Source organism: Prosthecobacter fluviatilis, assembly GCF_055388355.1.
The window spans coordinates 940,421-956,529 of the sequence record NZ_AP043782.1; the positions used below are offsets into that span (position 1 = coordinate 940,421).

Sequence of the window (16,109 nt, forward strand, 5' to 3'; positions counted from 1 at the left end):
CAGCGTTACATTCACGGGTCCGGACTGCCCCTATCAGCCCCCGCCTCTAAGGTTCGGTCAGCCTGTCCGTTTTCGCTCAGACTCATGGCCATCCTTCGGGGGCCTGTAAATTCATCTTGTCGCAAGGGCAGGCCACCGTGTATATAAATGCAGATCCACAGCTTTTACTGAAATGAACCCATCGCAGCCAGGAGCACCGCAAAACCCGCCGCAGCCTCCAAATCCAGGAGCCACGCAGCCCTTGCCGCCCCAGGGGTATCCCCAGGGCTATCCGCCTCCACAGGGTTATCCTCCGCAGATGCCCGGCTATCCCCCCGGCTACCCCATGCCCCAGGGCTACCCGCCGCAGATGCCTGGCTATCCCCAGGGCTACCCCATGCCCCAGGGCTACCCGCCCCAGATGCCTCCGGGCTATCCTCCCGGTTACCCCATGCCCCAGGGCTACCCGCCGCAGATGCCCGGCTACCCTCCAGGCTACATGCCGCAGATGCCCATGCCGGCCATGCCTCCCCCGCCGGCACCTTCCACTGGCGCTGTGCCCACTGCCGCCCCTGCTCCAGCCCCTAGGCCCGTCAGCGCTGCCGTGCCCGTCGCAGCCATGCCAGTGCCTGCTGCAGTAGCTCCGGCCATGCCCCCTCCATCTTCGGCCAGCGCAGCCCCGGCCATGCCCGCGCCCAGTGCTCCTGTTGTCTCGGCAGTCGCCCCCACGGACGACGAAGACGCCGGGACAGCAGCCGTGGTGGCCGAGCATCACGTCGGCGAGATCTACCACCCGCCCGCACTCACCCACATCGAGATCGCCAAGCCGCCGAACAAGTTCGTGCAGCTCTGGCGCAAAGCCGGTGCCAGCTCCCTCCTGCTCAGCATCCTCATCCACGCCGGCCTCGGCGTCCTCGCCCTCTTCATCGTCTTCCAGTCCGGCGTCATGGACAAGCAGGTCGACTTCCTCCCCGGTGGCGGCACCGCCCAGGGCGCTGCGGCCAGCGCCGACCTGCAGCACAAAGTGCAGCAGAAGAAGCGCAGCTCCATCAACAAAAACATGCCCATGAAGAAGCTGGTGAGCACCAGCGTCAACGCAGCCATCTCGCTGCCCGAGGCACCGCCAGACTCGCTCGACATGCCAGACGTCAGCGCCATGATGGGCGGTGGCGCCCTCGGCGGAGCCGGAGGCTTCGGCATGGCCGGAGCCGGCGGCGGCTTTGGCAAAGGCATGGGCGGCATGGGAGCCGCAGGCGGCTTCGTCACCCTGCCACCCTCCATGCGCAGCCGCTGCTCCACTCAGGAGCGCCTTGAAAAGCTCCGTCAAAACGGCGGCACCCCCGAGTGCGAGGCCGCAGTCTCCGCCTCCCTCGAATGGCTCAAAGGCAAGCAAAACGCAGACGGCTCCTGGGGTCGTGGCAACAAGTGCGCCATGACCGGCCTCGCCCTCCTCTGCTTCCTCGGCCGCTGCGAGACCCCCGAATCCCCCTTCTACGGCGACAACGTCATGAAAGGCATCATGTTCCTCATCGAAGTCGGCAAAAAGAACCCCTATGGCATCTTTTCCGAGACTGGCTGGAAAGGCGAGGCCAATGGTGGCAAAGGCGGCGCAGGCACCTACGAGCACGGCATCGCCACCTACGCCCTCGGTGAAATGTACACCCTCGCCCGCCTCGGCAGCAAATCCCTCCCCGGCATGCGTGAAGCCTTTGAAAAAGGCGTGAAGACCATAATCGAAAACCAGACCCCCAAAGGTGCGTGGGCCTACGGTGGCAAGGACCAGATCGTTTACAACAAAGACGCCGGCGCTGACCTCTCCGTCGTCGGCTGGCAGTTCCAGGCCCTCAAGGCCGCCAAGAACACTGGCCTCAAGATCGACGGCCTGCATAGCTGTATCGGCAAGATGACCGACTACCTCGAAACCATGCAGACCAAGGATGGCGGCTTCGGCGGCCCGAACCGCGATGCCCACTACAACCAGTGGTCCCTCTCCGGCGTCGGCATCCTCGGCCTCCAGACCATGGCCAAGGGCAAGACCACCGCGATCAAGAAAGGCATCAAGTTCCTCACCGAATTCCTCACCGCCGAGCCCCTCGACTGGAACAAAAACTGCAACCTCTACTGCTGGTACTACTACACCCAGGCCTTCTTCCAGCAGGGCGGTGAAGACTGGAAGTTCTACAACCAGCAGTTCCTTCCCCAGATCCTCAGCGCCCAGCAGGCAGACGGCTCCTTCAAGGCCGGCCGCCCCAACTGGCCCGCAGGTGATGCCGCAGACCCCATCTACCGCCAGTGCCTCTGCACCCTCCAGCTTGAAGTTTACTACCGCTACCTCAAAGTCGGCGACCGCGAAGAGGCCTCCTTCTTCGACAAGTAAGCTCAATCTCATCCAGATCTCTGGGTGGCATCACACGCAACGCATCGCTGCTCCGGCGCTTTGCGTTGCAGCACGCCATGAGCAGAGTTGCCGCGCGCCAGAGCTTTGACTCGCTTCGTCTGGCTTCTAAAACGCTGTCGTGGATCTGCGGCCTGACACCGCTTTGAGGCATTCAGGCACCCGCTAGGCCGCCACCATCTCATCTCGCATCTTCCAGCGCTGCTCGTGGCTGAGCAGGCTACGGAAAAAATCTTCCTCCTTCTTGGGCTCCGGGTTTGTTTCCACCGGCAGGCTGAACTCGAGCTCCAGACCTCGCGGCTCCAGATGCCGGGCCTCTGCAGTGCCGCCATGCAGATGCATCGTGACATAGCAGGCCATCATGTTCACACCAAAATCATCCGGCTTGCGGCTCCGGGTGTAGAACGGGTCAAATAGATTCACCGGCTTGTCCGCGCTCTCCCACATCCCGGTGTCGCGCACATACATCACCAGGTGGTTCTGCCCTTTCCCGTCCTGCCGCACTTTGGCGCTGATGTGTATGCTGTCGCCGGGGCTGAGGTGCGTGAGCTCCTCCATGAAAATCAAACGCCACATCTGGCGGAAGCGCGCCCCATTCACCATGACAGGCGGCAGCCCGGGATCCACCGAGACCTCCACCTTCAGGTTTTTCTCCTTCATCTGCGCTGAAAACATCTCAAGCATCTCGTTGATCACGCTGCTGAGGTGGCACGGGTCCGTGCGGTCCAGGCGCTTGGAATGCGACGCTTCGGCCAGCCGGGCCAGCATGGACTGGATGCGCTCGAGCTGCGACTGCGCCTGGTTCTGCACATCGATCCAGAAGGACGGATCTCGCGGATGCGCCCCCCCGATTTCCTCCATCAGCTTCATCGGCGCCAGGTCGATGAAGGCACGCACGACCGTGAGCGCGTTGCGCAGATGATGGTTCAGGCCCTCCGCCAGGATGCCCAGTCCGGACACCTTGTCCGCAGAGAGCATGTTACGCACTGTCTCCGCCTTTTCCGCCAGCAGGCGCTCGCGTTCGATCAGGGCGTGGTAGTAGTCCAGCGCATGCCTGATGATCATGCCCAGTTCATCCGGGTCCCAGGGCTTGTGCAGGTAGCGAAAGCAGCGCCCGGAGTTCACCGCGTCCACCGCCGCCTGGTAGTCCGTGTACGCCGTGACGAGAATGCGTACGAGATTGGGGTTCAGCTTCCGTGCATGCTCCATCAGTTCCACCCCGCTCGGGCCCGGCATCCGCTGGTCCGTCAGCAGCAGCCCGATCTGCGCCCCGTACTGCTGCAGCATGCGGTAGCCGTCCATCGCGTTGTTCGCGATGTGGATGGTGTACTCGTCGCCAAAGATCTCCTTGAAATAGTGCAGCGCCTTCTCCTCGTCATCGACGTACAAGATGTGGTAGGGCGATAGCAGCGGTGCGGGCATTGCTGACTCAGGTATGCTCAGGTTTCTTCAGGCTCAAGGTAAACTGAGTGTGGCTGCCTGCCATGGTATCTATCTTCACTTCTCCGCCCATGTTCTGGATCATGCGGAAGCAGATGCTCAGCCCCAGGCCCATACCCTGCCCCACCTGCTTGGTGGTGAAAAATGGGTCAAAGATCTTCGAGAGGTTCTCCTTCGGGATGCCCGCGCCGTTGTCACGCACGATCAGGTCCACCCCGTTGGCTGTTTCGCAGGCCTTCAGCAGGATCGTCGGAGACGGGCGGCCCGCCAGCGCATCCAGGCTGTTCTGCACCAGATTGAGCAAGATCTGGATGATGTAGTTTTCATCCCCCTGCGCGATGACTCCCGCCGGCATCTCATCCACCAGCAGCACCCCACGGTCCCCGATCTCTTTTGCCAGCAGGCGCAGGGCCTTGCGTGCGGCCTCCTGCAGATCCACCGGCCTCGACCCTCGGTTTTCCGGGTGCGCAAAGGTGCGCAGGTCAGACACGATAGCGCTCACTCGGTCGATGCCCTCGCCAATGTCCTCCGCGATGCTGTTGAAAGTCTCCGCCAGCTCCGGAGGCAGCGTCTTGCCCTTCTTCTTCAGCAGATAGATCGCCGACTTAACATAGTTCAGCGGATTGTTGATCTCATGCACGATCCCCGCGCTCAGTCGGCCGATGGAGGCCAGCTTTTCGCTCTGGTCCAGCTGTGCCTCCGTCTCACGCAGCCGCTTCAGTGTGGCTGTGAGCTCTTCATTGCGCGCGGCCAGCTCCTCGCGCTGGTCTTCCACCTTGCAGCGGTTGGCAAATTCGCGCACTCGGATCGCATGATGCTGCCGGCTGCCCACATACAGCACCACGCAGTGCAGCAGCAAAAAGCCGGTGTTGTTCACAAAGATGCCCAGCGCCCGGGGATCATCCGTCGTGAAAAGATTTGGCAGCGTCGCGGCAAAGTAGGCCGCAACCACCAGACCGAGCGTGATGCCGATCTCCCGAAACGTCCAGTGAAAGACAAAGGCTGTGGCCACGATGCACAGCAGCAGCCCCGCGTAGTAGCCTGAGCCAGGGTCCCCGCTCAGGTAGATCATGAAGCAGATCATCAGCGCAGGCAGCAGCGGCAGGATGATCGGGTAGGCGCGGCAGTACCTCCGTCCCAGCGATCCATTCAGCGCCAGCAGCAGCGGCACGCAGCTGGCCGCACAGGCCAGGCGCAACACCAAAAACTGCCAGTAGTCTGTCGGATAAGCCATCCAGTCAAGAAAGCTGCAAAGTGGCACAAGGACCATCACAAACCACGCGCCCATTTTGGCATTCCGTAGATTGAGCTCCATCTGCTCCTTTTCAAAACGGTTGGGGGCGGGCACAATCGTTTCTGCACCATTCCTTCGGGAATGATCTGTGCTGGATGCGATCAGCGGTGAACCAATCTCTGCCAGGGCTGCTATTGACATAATTACTATAAAATTAATAATAATTAGGTTATTAAAGCAAGGCTTATTCAAGGTTTTTTACAATTCCCTGACATCCAGAAGGAGCATCCCTAAGCCATTGATAATCAGCCCCCAACCCACCTTCCCTCCACTCCCATAAAAAGCGGTCTAGAAGCTCACCCCGCACCGCACGTCATCTCGCAGGCTTTGACGTCTGAAGTTCAAATTTCACGGTGGCTGGCGCGCCTTTCTGGGTAAGAACCACATTCTTGGTGTCAGCCCTGCTCTCAATGATGCACATGATTTCAGCCTTGCCCTCGGGCAGGCGGGAGAGCGTCACCTTCCCGCTTTGATCGGTGTTCTTGTGGCGGTAAAAGAGTTCGGACACCTGATCTTTGATAGCAATCTGGGCGCCAGGCACAGGCTTGCCGTCGCGCGTGACCTCCACGAGGATGGTGACCGTTGGAGCCTGCTGAAAGTCCACTCGGCTGGTCTCTCCCGCTGTCAGTGTCACCGTCTGGCTCATGCCCAAGCTGCCGTCGATTTTGTCGGTGCACAAGACGCTGGCAGGTCCCGCAGACAGCCCTCCCACTTCAAAGCTGCCGTCAGGCTGCACCTGGATGTCCTGAAAATCAAAAGCCTTGGTGCTGAGGCTCAGCCGGTCACGCACCGGATCAAAGTCTGGCAGCCCCGCCAGCGTACCCCTCACCTTCGCCTCAGGCTGCAGGTCGGACAGCTGGAGTTCTACATGGGTCACAGACTGGTTCTTTAGCAGAACAGGCGCATAGCCGCTGGCTAGAACGACGGCGGTATAGGCGGAAACGGAAGACGGAAAATGAATCTCGACCCGCCCTTGATCGTCGCTCTTCAGGATTTCGACATCATCATAGCTGCCGTAGCCCTGGATGTCCGCCAGATGCTGGCTGTTGACCCGTGCAGAATACCATTCGGGCTTACCCACGCAGAACAGGCGTGCTCCGGACACGGGTTTCTGGGTCCGGGCGTCCCGCAGCATTCCCGTGACCGTCTGGCCACGCTCCAGGGCGATCTCCACCGGCCATGCGGGATCATCTGCCGGCAGCGCAGCCAGTCGCTCCACGTGTTTCATCGCATACCCGGGCGCCGTGATCCAGAGGTCATGGCGGGCCCGGGTGATGAGGTCATCAATGATGAACTTCCCGTCTTCGCTCTGACAGTCCTGCCCACGGCGGCTAAGGTGCGCCGAGTAGCTCGGCGATGGCTCGTCAGCCGCTTTCTCTCCTTTGGGAAAGCCCAGCCGGATGTTGGCAGACGTCACCGGCTTCCTGGTCTCTGCATCTATGAGTCTTCCGACGATGGCACCCGGCCGGTCCACAGTGATGAGCAGCGGCTGGCTGGGGTCCAGCGCGGCGCGCCGGATGGATGACACCGTCCTGCCCCAGACGTCATAGGTCATATCCTTTGCAGCCAGATTCCGCAGCTCAAAGCGCCCGTCTTGATCGCTTGAGACACTGTTGCCGACATACTCGGAATGTCCCCGAATGATCATTTGCGGGGATACAGAAGCCTTGGGCACAGGGTTCCCCTTGCGGTCCACGACCTGCCCTTTGACCACCAGTCCTTTTTGCATGACGAAGCTCAGAGAGCTTTGGGCAGGATCCTTCAAAGGTGCCGCCTCCAGCCATGCCGGCGCAAATCCCTCTGCCTCAGCCACGATGGCACGCTGCTCCGTGCGCCCGATCTTCGTGATCGTGAATTTTCCCTCCGCGTCGGTGCGCGCCCACCGCAGGCCCACCAGCGACCATGAGCCGCCATAGCGCACCGTGGCCCCTTGGATTCCCTTGCCATCGGTATCCTTCACCGTGCCGCCAATCTTGAGCCCTGCATCCAGGGTAATGTCACAGCGCGCAGTCAGTCCTTCCACTGGCGGGGCTATCTCAGAGCGGTTCTGCTCGGCATAGTCCTTGTGAGCCACCTCCATGCTCCACATGGGCTTGGCTTTTGAGTACCAGCCCAGCTGATAGTTTCCGTCCGCATCGGTGACGCTTTTGTGCAGCCAGACGATGAGGTAGGGCCCCGAGTAATGATCGCGCACCGCGGCTCCCTTGACCGGTTTTCCACTCGCATCCGTCACGCGCCCGCGGATCTCAAATCCGGGCTCCAACCTGACCGCAACCCTGCTCTCGGGCTGCTCGGTCGAGTTGAAGTTCACCCGCGTGTCCGCCAGCGGAGGCGAGATCACCACCAGCTCCCGCTCTCCCATGGGCACGCCTTGCAGGGCCAGCTCCCCGTGGGCATTGGTGATGCCACAGTGCCCCGTGTCCACAACCACCCGGGCATTGGCCAGCGGTCTGCCTGTCGCCGCATCCGCTGCCGAGACATGCAGCGTGCCACCGGGAATGAGCTTGAATTCAAAATCGCGCTTTTTGTCCTTCTTCAGAATCTCCAGGTAAGTTGGGTTGTCGGGACCACCTGCCACAAGATTTCCTTGGCTGGCCAGTGCTATGTACTCTCCAGGCTCGATCTCGCCCTGCCAGGCCCCCGTGGCATCGCCCGTCACCGATACCTCAGGAGCAAAGGGACTCATGGGTTCGGGCTTGGTCACTCGAAACAGACGAAACTGAACTGACGGAACAGGCTTGCCGGCCGCATCGCGAAATTTCACCGCCAGCGCCACTTTGGGAGAGGCAGTTTTGGCAGGCACAGGCTTCGCTTTTTCAGGCACCGCCGTCTGGGCCAGCATGACAGGCAGGCCGATGACAGCCATCACAGCGGCGATGACCACAGCGGCAGACCACCGCAGCGCGCCGCGTCTGGCATGAACGTCCAGCACCGCCCTCACGCGCTGACGCAGGCTGGAGGGGCGGGACATCGAAGGTACCAAGGCGGATACACTGCGACCTCCGGAGGCCACCGTGAGCAAATGATCCGCATAAATGTCTGCCCGCATGTCGGAGCGCAGCACGGCATCATCGCAGGCGCATTCGGCCTCCAGCAGCGCCGCCCTGAGAAGCAGCCATGCGAACGGATTGAACCAGTGCATGACACAGACGCAAGCCGCCAGAAAGTGACTCTGCGCATCTCTGCGCCGGGCATGGGCAAACTCATGCATCAGCACCGCCTGCTGGCGGCCCTCCGGCCAGGAGTCAAAGCTGGCAGGCAGCAGCACCTTGGCAGAGCCAAAACCAAAAACAAACGGGCCCGAATCATCAGCTGCCACACGCATGGCAGGCACACGCTTCAATCCCGCCCGTTCCGCACACCGACCAGCGAGATCCGTCGAGGCAGCGCCCCGCCAGGCACTTGAGCCGGACCACAGCTTGCTGAGTCGTCTCAGCTCTCGCAGCAGCGCGGCCAGCCCTGCACACACCCCGGCAGCCCAGATCCAGAACAGCTTGGGCTCAAAATCTTTCCAGCTTATCCAGGTTTCCTTTCCTGCCGGAGGCGCTTCCACACGCGGTGCCATCGGCGACGGTGCGGAACTGGCCGCGCCCGAGAACGGTGCGCTGACCGGCTTTGGAGCCAGGACTGGATTCAGCGGCCGTACAGGTGGGATGGCCTGCACTGAAGCAGACGTTTGCCTCACCGGCATGGCGGGCAGCACTTTCCAGCCTTCACACAGGCCGATCAGCAAAGGCGCCAAGCCCAGAGCCGCCAGTGCGCACATCAAAAACCGGTGTCGCATGGCGGCAGAGAGCCGCGACCGCACCGTCTGGTAAAGCAGCAGCGCTATCAAGGCCAGGAGAAGTCCCCGCAGGCATGTGGAGTACAGCAGTGTGGTGGCCGTGTTCATGACTTTTCAGGCGTGTTGCGGGTTTGCTTTTGGGCCTCGCGTATCATTTGCGCTATCTGTTTCAGCTCCTCCTCAGGCAGCCGCGCGTCTGCCCCCGTCAGGTGGGAGGCGATGGCCTCACGCAGGCTGCCGCCGAAAAAGGTGTCCAGCAGCCCCTGCAGCGCCCGGCGCGCGGCAGAGCGCTTGGGCTTGGTGGGACGATACACGTGCTCACGCCCCGTTTTCGCATGGGTGAGGTGCCCTTTGTTTTCGAGGATTTGCACCAGCTTGCGCACGGTGGCGGCTCCTGGTGCATCGTGCATGGCCTCACGTATGGCAGCGGCTGTAGCCTCCCCCTGCGCATAGACAATATCCATGATTTCACGCTCGCGGCGGCTGAGTTGTTTTTCAGAGCTCATGATTTCAAAAGCGAAATTTTTCGCTCATTTGTCGAAGCCTACGCAAAAAAGGCGCATGGACACAAGCTTAATGAGCGAAATTTTTCGCTCATTCATTCCCGCCAGTCTCATGCCCCCCCTTTGCTGACGCGTTTCGAAACCTCCTTGCGCCTCTTCCCCTTGGCAGTCTGGCTCACCTCGCCATCATGCGCGGCACATGCGCATCCTTATCGCGATCGACAAGTTCAAAGGCTCCATCCCCGCCACCACAGCCGCACAGGCCATCGCCTCGGCTTTGAATCAAGTTTTGCCTGAGGCTGACTGCGATCTCTGCCCCATCGCAGACGGAGGGGAAGGCACCGCCGAGGCCGTCGTCACAGCTCTCCACGGAGAGTGGTGCCAGGCAGCCACATCGGACGCCCAAAAACGCCCGGTCACCGCCAGCTACGGCCTCGTGCGCACGGCCGCCGGCCACCTGGAGGCCGTCATGGAAATGAGCGCCGCCTCCGGCCTCGCCATGGTCAGCGATCTGCCCCTGGACCCGGCAGCCGCCACCACGTGCGGAACAGGCCTGATGCTGCAGGACGCCATCTCACGCGGAGCGCAGCGCATCGTCATCGGCATCGGCGGCAGCGCCACCAACGATGCAGGCATCGGCATGGCAGCCACGCTCGGATTTCGCTTCCTGGATGCCTCCGGTGCACCTCTGGAGCCCGTCATCGCCAGCTTGGACCGCCTCGCCGCCATTGAGCCTCCGCAAACCTCCTTCCCGGAAATTTTGGTGGCCTGCGACGTGAACAATCCCCTCCTCGGCCCCCACGGCTGCACCCGCGTCTATGGGCCTCAGAAAGGCGTGGCAGATTTCGAGTTCTTCGAGAGCCGTCTGCAGCACCTGGCCTCTGTCGCCAGCCGCGATCTCGGCGTCGACCACCGCGATGTTCCGGGCGCAGGCGCAGCCGGGGGCCTCGGCTTTGGGCTCATGACCTTCTGCAAGGCCAGGCTCACCAGCGGTTTTGATCTCATCGCTGATCTTGTGCATCTGCGTGAACGCATCGCCGCCGCCGACCTCATCATCACCGGAGAGGGGCGGCTGGATGCCCAGACCCTCCACGGCAAAGGCCCCATGGGCGTCGCCGAAATGGCACGCGAACTCGGCAAACCCATCGCCGCCTTTGCCGGAGCCATCGAGGCCGAGGAGCAGCTTCGCACCCGCTTCGACCTCCTCTGCGCCATCAAGCCCCGGGAAATGCCCCTGACCGAGGCCATGCAGCGCGGCCCCGAGCTGCTGACAACGGCGGTACTCGATCAAAGCCACGCGCTACTGCGGCTTTTGACCACCCCTTGACCGGTCCCCTGGCCCGTGCTCAGTGCATCCTCCCACTCGTCTCGAACCACCTACCACCTATCCAGCATCCCCGAATGAACGCAGTCCTCCTCTTTGCCGGTCAAGGCGCCCAGAAAGTCGGCATGGGCAAAGATCTTGCCGAAAGCTACCCCACCGTCCGCGCCCTCTTTGACCAGGCAGATGCCACCCTCGGCTATTCGCTTTCCAGCATCATGTTCGAGGGCCCGATGGAGGAGCTGACCAAGACCTCCCGCTGCCAGCCCGCACTCTACGCCCACGGCCTGGCCATTCTGGAAGTGCTCAAAAGCAAAGTCCCTGCACTGAACATCACCGCCACCGCAGGACTTTCCCTCGGCGAATTCACCGCGCACGCCGCCGCCGGCACCTTTGACTTTGCCACCGGCCTCAACCTCGTCTTCCAGCGCGGCAGCTTCATGGAGGAGGCCTGCGAAAACACCAAGGGCGCCATGCTCGCCCTGCTAGGTGGGGAAGAATCCGCCATCCGCGAACTCGCCAAGGAATGCGATGTGGACGTGGCCAATCTGAACGCCCCAGGCCAGATCGTCCTCAGCGGCAGCGCCGAAGGCATCGCCGATGCCGCTGCCAAGGCCAAGGACAAGGACAAAGGCATCAAGCGCGCCATCCCCCTCCCCGTCGCTGGTGCCTACCACAGCCGCCTCATGAAGTCCGCCCAGGACAAGCTGGCCGCCGTGCTCGCCTCCGCCCCCATCCAGAGCCCGCGCGTTCCCGTCGTCTGCAACTTTGAAGCCCGCACCGTCTCCACTCCCGAGGAGATCCGCACCACCCTCACCAGTCAGGTGACCGGCAGCGTCCGCTGGGTGGAAAGCATGCAGCACCTCATCGCCGCAGGCCACACCACTTTCATCGAGCTGGGCCCTGATGCCACCCTTGCCGGGCTCATGGGCAAGATCGACAAGTCCGTGAAAGTCATCAGCATCAAGGACGCAGCCTCCCTGGATGCAGCGGTGACGGCGCTGACGGCAGGCTGAAAAATGCTTGCCCCGTGATGCCGCAGCCGATGTTTCGCATTGAAACATCGGCCGCACTGAAGGGTCGTCTCTGGACAAGACGTTTCACCATGATGCGCTCCGTTCTTCATTCCTTCGCCCTGCTTTTCCTGCTGCTGTGCAGTCCTGCCTCCGCGCTGGAGCTGCCCGCAACGGATGGCAAGAACTACGACCCTGCTGCGACAGGCTCCAAGAAGGCATGCGTCCTCTTCTTCGTCTCCCCCTTCTGCTCCACCACGAAGTCCTTCATCAAGGAGATCAACCAGATCACCGCCGACTACGGCGACCGCGTGAATGTTTACCTCGTGCATTCTGATCCCGAGATCACCCGCGAGGTCGCCATGGAGCATGCCATCCTTTCCGAGGTGAAGGCCACTGTGCTTCTCGACAAGGAGCAGGTGCTGGCAAAGCAAGTGCAGGCAAAGATCACACCTGAGGCCGTGGTGACCGGCACGGATGGAAAGACGCTATATCAAGGCCGTATCAACGACCTCTATCTCGGCCCCACCAAGCGCCAGCGCGCCGCGACCACCAAGGATCTGCGCGATGCGCTGGACGCCATCCTTTCTCAAAAGACCGTCCCCTCTCCGCAGGAGCCCGCGCAGGGCTGCAAGATCGGCGGCATAAAGTAGTCTGGCGCACAGCTAGGCTCAGCACTACCAGACCAGCACCTCTTCCTCCTCCGGCTCCTCCTTTTTCACCACCGTCCAGCGGTACATGATGGGATAGATGGGACGCTTGTCCTCAAAGAAGTCCGAAACAAACGGCGGCCCAAACATCGTAAAGCCAAAGTGCTGGTAGAGAGGCAGCAGGTGCTTGCCTGTTTTGGTGATCAGGTATTCAGCCTCGTTTTTGACGGCATACTCGTTGATGCCCATGCATAGCTTCAGCAGGTGCATTCCGCCGCTGCCTTTGATGGTGCATGCTCGAGAAAGCTCCAGGCTCAGCTTGGCCGGCGGCAGCACGAGATCCTTCAGCTGCGACTCATGCATCATTTCAAACCTGTCCACCTCATCGCTGCGCAAAACCCGCGTCACCCCCAGCGCCTTGCCCTTCTTGTCAAAAAGCGCAAAGTGGTGCGCCTTCTCATCAAACTCATCAAGCACATGCGTTATTGATGCTCCGTACGAGGCTCGGCGGAAAGACTCAATGAGTTCACGGTTGGATTGGAAATCAATTTCTTTGACCATGGTTTTTCTTGCAGGAATACGTATGCGTTGGTTCGGTTGGCGCCAGCATTCTCTTCATTCGTTTGTTGTTGCACCCACGTCTTCCTGTTGCACCAACACCGCATGTTTAGAACATGGAATCTTTACCGGGCCGCAAAGGCCGTTCGCCATGCCCAGCGTCTCAGCCGCCCGGAGATGCTCGCGCTGCAGGAGCGCCGATGGCGCGCACTGGCTCACCGTGTCTTTGCCACCAGCCCGTTTTACCGCCGCAGGCTGGCAGGCCTGGATCTGGACTGTTGCGCCCTTTCAGACATCCCCGTCCTCACCAAGGCAGAGCTCCTGGCGCACTGGGATGAGATCGTTTCTGATCCCCGGCTGAAATGGGACGCACTGCACGAGTATCTGCATGATCCCCGCAACTGGGGCCGTCTTTATCATGGCCGCTGGATGGTCAGCATGACCTCCGGCACTTCCGGAGCCGCCATTCCCATCCCTCATGAAATCACGGCCGTGGACTGGAACAACGCAGTCTATGCTGTGCGCCAGCACCCCGAGGCCGGAAAGCAGGCTGCCAGCCCTTCGCTCTTTTTTAATAGGCGTCCCGTGGTCGCCGCTCTCGTCTGCTCTTCGGCGCCCACCGTGTCAGCCAGCATGGTGGCAACCCGCCCGTTGATCGGTTCGCTCATGTGCGACTACCGTCCCATCAACGTCACCTCCCCCTGGCATGAGATCATAGATCACCTCCATCAGATCCGGCCCACGGTGATTGCCGGGTACGCGTCACTGGTCGGACGTCTGGCCCAGGCAAAGCTCGACGGCACGCTCAGGCTGGAGCTGCCAGCTCAGGGCGGCGCCATCGTCACCGGCGGGGACAGCCTCACGCCCGGCATCCGTTCGCTCTGTCGGCAGGCTTTTGGCATCGAGCCTCTGAACGGCTATGGCTGCGGAGAGACACTGGGCATCGCACGCCAGTGGCAGGGCATGGAGCACATGGCTGTGTTTGAAGACATGGTGGTCTTTGAAGCCGTGGAGCGGGACGAAAGTGAGTCCCCCTCCGGAACGCTCTCAGACCACGCCCTGGCCACACCACTAATGGACACAGCTCTGCCGCTTTTGCGCTACCGCATCGACGACCGCGTCCGCTTCGGGCCACCTCAGGAGGGCTGGCCCTTCAAGGCCATACTGGAGCTCAGCGGACGCGGCAATATGACCTACCTTTTCAGTGTCCCGGAAAAGCTCGTCTTTGTCGGCACCCAGTTGCTCAGCGTCATGGAATACCAGCCCTTGGTGGCCCTCTACCAGTTTTGCCAGACAGGCCCCAGCACCCTTGAGGGGCGTTTCGTCCTGCAGCCGGGCGCAGAGGCCTCCGCTGTGCAGCCAGGCCTGGAGGCATCCATACGTCAGTGCCTGAATGAAGGCGGCTGCTCCAAAGTTAGCTATCAGGTGAAGTTCGTTCAGCACCTGGAGGCCGACCCGCGCACCGGCAAGGTGGAGCAGAATGTTCCCTTCAAAGGGTAGCACGCCCCCTGCTCTCTCTATTCTTTCACACCTCGGCCCTTCTTGGCCTTGCCTGCAGGCTTCGGCCCTGCCTGTGCGACGTACTCCCTCTCAAGCTTCTCCCATCGCTCGGACATCGCCTTCACGCGCTCCGGCTGTTTGGCAGCGAGGTCGTTCGACTCGGCGCGGTCCGTGTCCAGATCATAGAGCTTCCAGGCATCGCCGTTGTCGGCAGCGCTGACGAGCTTCCAGTTGCCCTCACGCAGCGCACGGTTGCCGGAGTGGTGCCAGAAAAGAAAATCGCGGCTGATCGCGTCATCCTTGGCAAACGCGGGCACCAGGCTGCGCCCGGGAAAAGATGGCGCTTTTTCCGGCATGGCGGTGACATCCCCCCCGGCAAGCGTGAGGATCGTCGGCACGATGTCGATCACATGCCCCGGCGTCTGGCGCAGTTCTCCCCTCGCACTGATCCCCCGCGGCCAGTGCGCAATGAACGGCGTGCTGATGCCGCCCTCATGCACCCAGATCTTGTGCCGCCTGAACGGCGTGTTGGAAACCGTGGAGCCTCCCGGCCCGAGGCACAGATAGGAGGCCGCCGCCCCCATCGGCGCGTTTTTGTCATGCCCCAGCCCCCTCACCATGATCTCCGCGCTCGCGCCATTGTCAGAGAGAAAAAGGATCAGCGTGTCCTCAAACGCATTCATGGCCTTGAGCTGCTCCAGCACACGTCCCACCTCCTGGTCCAGCCGGTCGACCATCGCCGCATGGATCGCCTCCTTCGTGGCCTGAAACTGCTTCTGCTCACCGCTCAGACTCTCCCACGGCACTGCATGGCGCGTCTCGCCCGGTCCCAGGATCTCCAGATCGCTCTCCTTGCCGCTCGGCGCCGTGATCTGCGGCTCAGGGTCGGACAGGCGGGTGTCCACCAGCCCCAGTTTCTTCTGCCGTTCAAAGCGCGCAGCGCGCGTTGTCGGCCAGCCCTGCTTGTAGGTGTCCTGGTATTTGGCAATGTCCTCCGGCAGCGCCTGGATCGGGAAATGCGGCGCTGTGAAAGCCACATACGCAAAGAACGGCGTCCCTGCACGCTGCTGCGCATGCTCCTTCAGAAAGTCGATCGCGTGATCCGCTATCGCAATGCTCGAATACCAGGTCCCCTCCGGCTCCGGCAGCGGCTTGTCATCCAGTTCATGCCTTTGCGGATGAAAGTGGTTGTCCTGCTTCGCCACATGGTAGGAGCGCGTGAATCCCCCGTCTGCCACCACGCGCGGCGCATTGTTCACATGCCACTTGCCCGAATGGTAGCTGCAGTACCCCAGCGGAGCCAGTCGCTGCGGCAGCGTGCGCACCCAGGCCGGAAATTTGCCATACGGAGGGTCCATGCCGATCTGCTGCGCATAGTGCCCCGTCATCAGCACGCTGCGCGTTGGCCAGCAGCGCGCCGTGTTGTAAAACTGCGTGAACTTCAGCCCGCCCGCCGCCAGCTTGTCCAGATTCGGCGTCGCGATCTCACTGCCATAGCAGCCCAGATCCGAGTAGCCCAGATCATCGGCAAGGAAGATGACGAAGTTAGGCTTTGATGGCGCAGCTTCGAGCGTGGCACACAGCAGCAGCAGCAGAAAGAAAAGAGGCAGGCGGATCATGCACCATCCAAACGATGGGCATGCTCACTTCCTACCTCAAATTCCTCCAGCCG

11 protein-coding genes are annotated in these 16,109 nt (G+C 61.7%); 5 read left to right on the plus strand and 6 right to left on the minus strand.

The annotated features are described in order from the left end of the window. Positions 1 to 172 precede the first annotated feature (172 nt). A complete protein-coding gene (locus ACZ5WW_RS03455; protein ID WP_377170114.1) occupies positions 173 to 2,356 on the plus strand; it encodes a prenyltransferase/squalene oxidase repeat-containing protein in 2,184 nt (727 codons plus the stop codon). 183 nt (positions 2,357 to 2,539) lie between these two features. Here ACZ5WW_RS03455 and ACZ5WW_RS03460 read toward each other — a convergent pair whose 3' ends face one another. The 4 genes from ACZ5WW_RS03460 to ACZ5WW_RS03475 all read right to left on the minus strand — a co-directional run bounded on the left by ACZ5WW_RS03460 (position 2,540) and on the right by ACZ5WW_RS03475 (position 9,398). Then, complete coding sequence (locus tag ACZ5WW_RS03460; protein ID WP_377170116.1) at positions 2,540 to 3,796, minus strand: hybrid sensor histidine kinase/response regulator; 1,257 nt, start codon at positions 3,794 to 3,796, stop codon at positions 2,540 to 2,542. A gap of 7 nt (positions 3,797 to 3,803) precedes the next feature. Next, complete coding sequence (locus ACZ5WW_RS03465; protein ID WP_377170118.1) at positions 3,804 to 5,249, minus strand: ATP-binding protein; 1,446 nt, start codon at positions 5,247 to 5,249, stop codon at positions 3,804 to 3,806. A 172-nt stretch (positions 5,250 to 5,421) separates the two neighbouring features. Continuing rightward, positions 5,422 to 9,000, minus strand: a complete 3,579-nt coding sequence (locus tag ACZ5WW_RS03470; RefSeq protein ID WP_377170120.1) for a carboxypeptidase regulatory-like domain-containing protein — start codon at positions 8,998 to 9,000, stop codon at positions 5,422 to 5,424. Then, positions 8,997 to 9,398, minus strand: a complete 402-nt coding sequence (locus ACZ5WW_RS03475) for a BlaI/MecI/CopY family transcriptional regulator (RefSeq protein ID WP_377170122.1) — start codon at positions 9,396 to 9,398, stop codon at positions 8,997 to 8,999. Before ACZ5WW_RS03475 ends, ACZ5WW_RS03470 begins: the two co-directional genes overlap by 4 nt. Before the next feature lie 196 nt (positions 9,399 to 9,594). Between ACZ5WW_RS03475 and ACZ5WW_RS03480 the strand changes: the two genes are divergently transcribed. From ACZ5WW_RS03480 to ACZ5WW_RS03490, 3 genes are all read left to right on the plus strand, one after another. Further along, positions 9,595 to 10,722: a glycerate kinase gene (locus ACZ5WW_RS03480; RefSeq protein WP_377170124.1), complete on the plus strand. Its 1,128-nt coding sequence runs from the start codon at positions 9,595 to 9,597 to the stop codon at positions 10,720 to 10,722. Between the two features lie 74 nt (positions 10,723 to 10,796). After that, entirely contained in the window at positions 10,797 to 11,732 is a 936-nt protein-coding gene (gene fabD, locus ACZ5WW_RS03485) for an ACP S-malonyltransferase (protein WP_377170126.1), read from the plus strand. A gap of 89 nt (positions 11,733 to 11,821) precedes the next feature. Further along, on the plus strand, positions 11,822 to 12,382 hold the full coding sequence (locus ACZ5WW_RS03490) for a redoxin domain-containing protein (protein ID WP_377170128.1): 561 nt from the start codon (positions 11,822 to 11,824) through the stop codon (positions 12,380 to 12,382). A gap of 24 nt (positions 12,383 to 12,406) precedes the next feature. Here the strand turns inward: ACZ5WW_RS03490 and ACZ5WW_RS03495 are convergent, their stop codons facing one another. Then, on the minus strand, positions 12,407 to 12,940 hold the full coding sequence (locus ACZ5WW_RS03495) for a GNAT family N-acyltransferase (RefSeq protein WP_377170130.1): 534 nt from the start codon (positions 12,938 to 12,940) through the stop codon (positions 12,407 to 12,409). A 102-nt stretch (positions 12,941 to 13,042) separates the two neighbouring features. On the opposite strand from ACZ5WW_RS03495, the gene ACZ5WW_RS03500 reads away from it, so the two are divergent. Continuing rightward, positions 13,043 to 14,437 carry a phenylacetate--CoA ligase family protein gene (locus ACZ5WW_RS03500; RefSeq protein WP_377170132.1) on the plus strand — a complete coding sequence of 465 codons (1,395 nt, stop codon included), beginning with the start codon at positions 13,043 to 13,045 and terminating at the stop codon, positions 14,435 to 14,437. Positions 14,438 to 14,454: 17 nt separating this feature from the next. On the opposite strand, the gene ACZ5WW_RS03505 is transcribed toward ACZ5WW_RS03500, so the two are convergent. After that, the gene (locus ACZ5WW_RS03505; RefSeq protein WP_377170134.1) at positions 14,455 to 16,056 is read right to left on the minus strand and encodes an arylsulfatase; all 1,602 of its coding nucleotides are present in this window, start codon (positions 16,054 to 16,056) and stop codon (positions 14,455 to 14,457) included. Positions 16,057 to 16,109 lie beyond the last annotated feature (53 nt).

What these genes read in the sequence shown, in the direction of transcription:
- ACZ5WW_RS03455 (WP_377170114.1), top strand. Translation starts at nt 173, where the DNA reads ATGAACCCATCGCAGCCAGGAGCACCGCAAAACCCGCCGCAGCCTCCA.
- ACZ5WW_RS03460 (WP_377170116.1), bottom strand. Translation starts at nt 3,796, where the DNA reads ATGCCCGCACCGCTGCTATCGCCCTACCACATCTTGTACGTCGATGAC.
- ACZ5WW_RS03465 (WP_377170118.1), bottom strand. Translation starts at nt 5,249, where the DNA reads ATGTCAATAGCAGCCCTGGCAGAGATTGGTTCACCGCTGATCGCATCC.
- ACZ5WW_RS03470 (WP_377170120.1), bottom strand. Translation starts at nt 9,000, where the DNA reads ATGAACACGGCCACCACACTGCTGTACTCCACATGCCTGCGGGGACTT.
- ACZ5WW_RS03475 (WP_377170122.1), bottom strand. Translation starts at nt 9,398, where the DNA reads ATGAGCTCTGAAAAACAACTCAGCCGCCGCGAGCGTGAAATCATGGAT.
- ACZ5WW_RS03480 (WP_377170124.1), top strand. Translation starts at nt 9,595, where the DNA reads ATGCGCATCCTTATCGCGATCGACAAGTTCAAAGGCTCCATCCCCGCC.
- fabD (WP_377170126.1), top strand. Translation starts at nt 10,797, where the DNA reads ATGAACGCAGTCCTCCTCTTTGCCGGTCAAGGCGCCCAGAAAGTCGGC.
- ACZ5WW_RS03490 (WP_377170128.1), top strand. Translation starts at nt 11,822, where the DNA reads ATGATGCGCTCCGTTCTTCATTCCTTCGCCCTGCTTTTCCTGCTGCTG.
- ACZ5WW_RS03495 (WP_377170130.1), bottom strand. Translation starts at nt 12,940, where the DNA reads ATGGTCAAAGAAATTGATTTCCAATCCAACCGTGAACTCATTGAGTCT.
- ACZ5WW_RS03500 (WP_377170132.1), top strand. Translation starts at nt 13,043, where the DNA reads ATGTTTAGAACATGGAATCTTTACCGGGCCGCAAAGGCCGTTCGCCAT.
- ACZ5WW_RS03505 (WP_377170134.1), bottom strand. Translation starts at nt 16,056, where the DNA reads ATGATCCGCCTGCCTCTTTTCTTTCTGCTGCTGCTGCTGTGTGCCACG.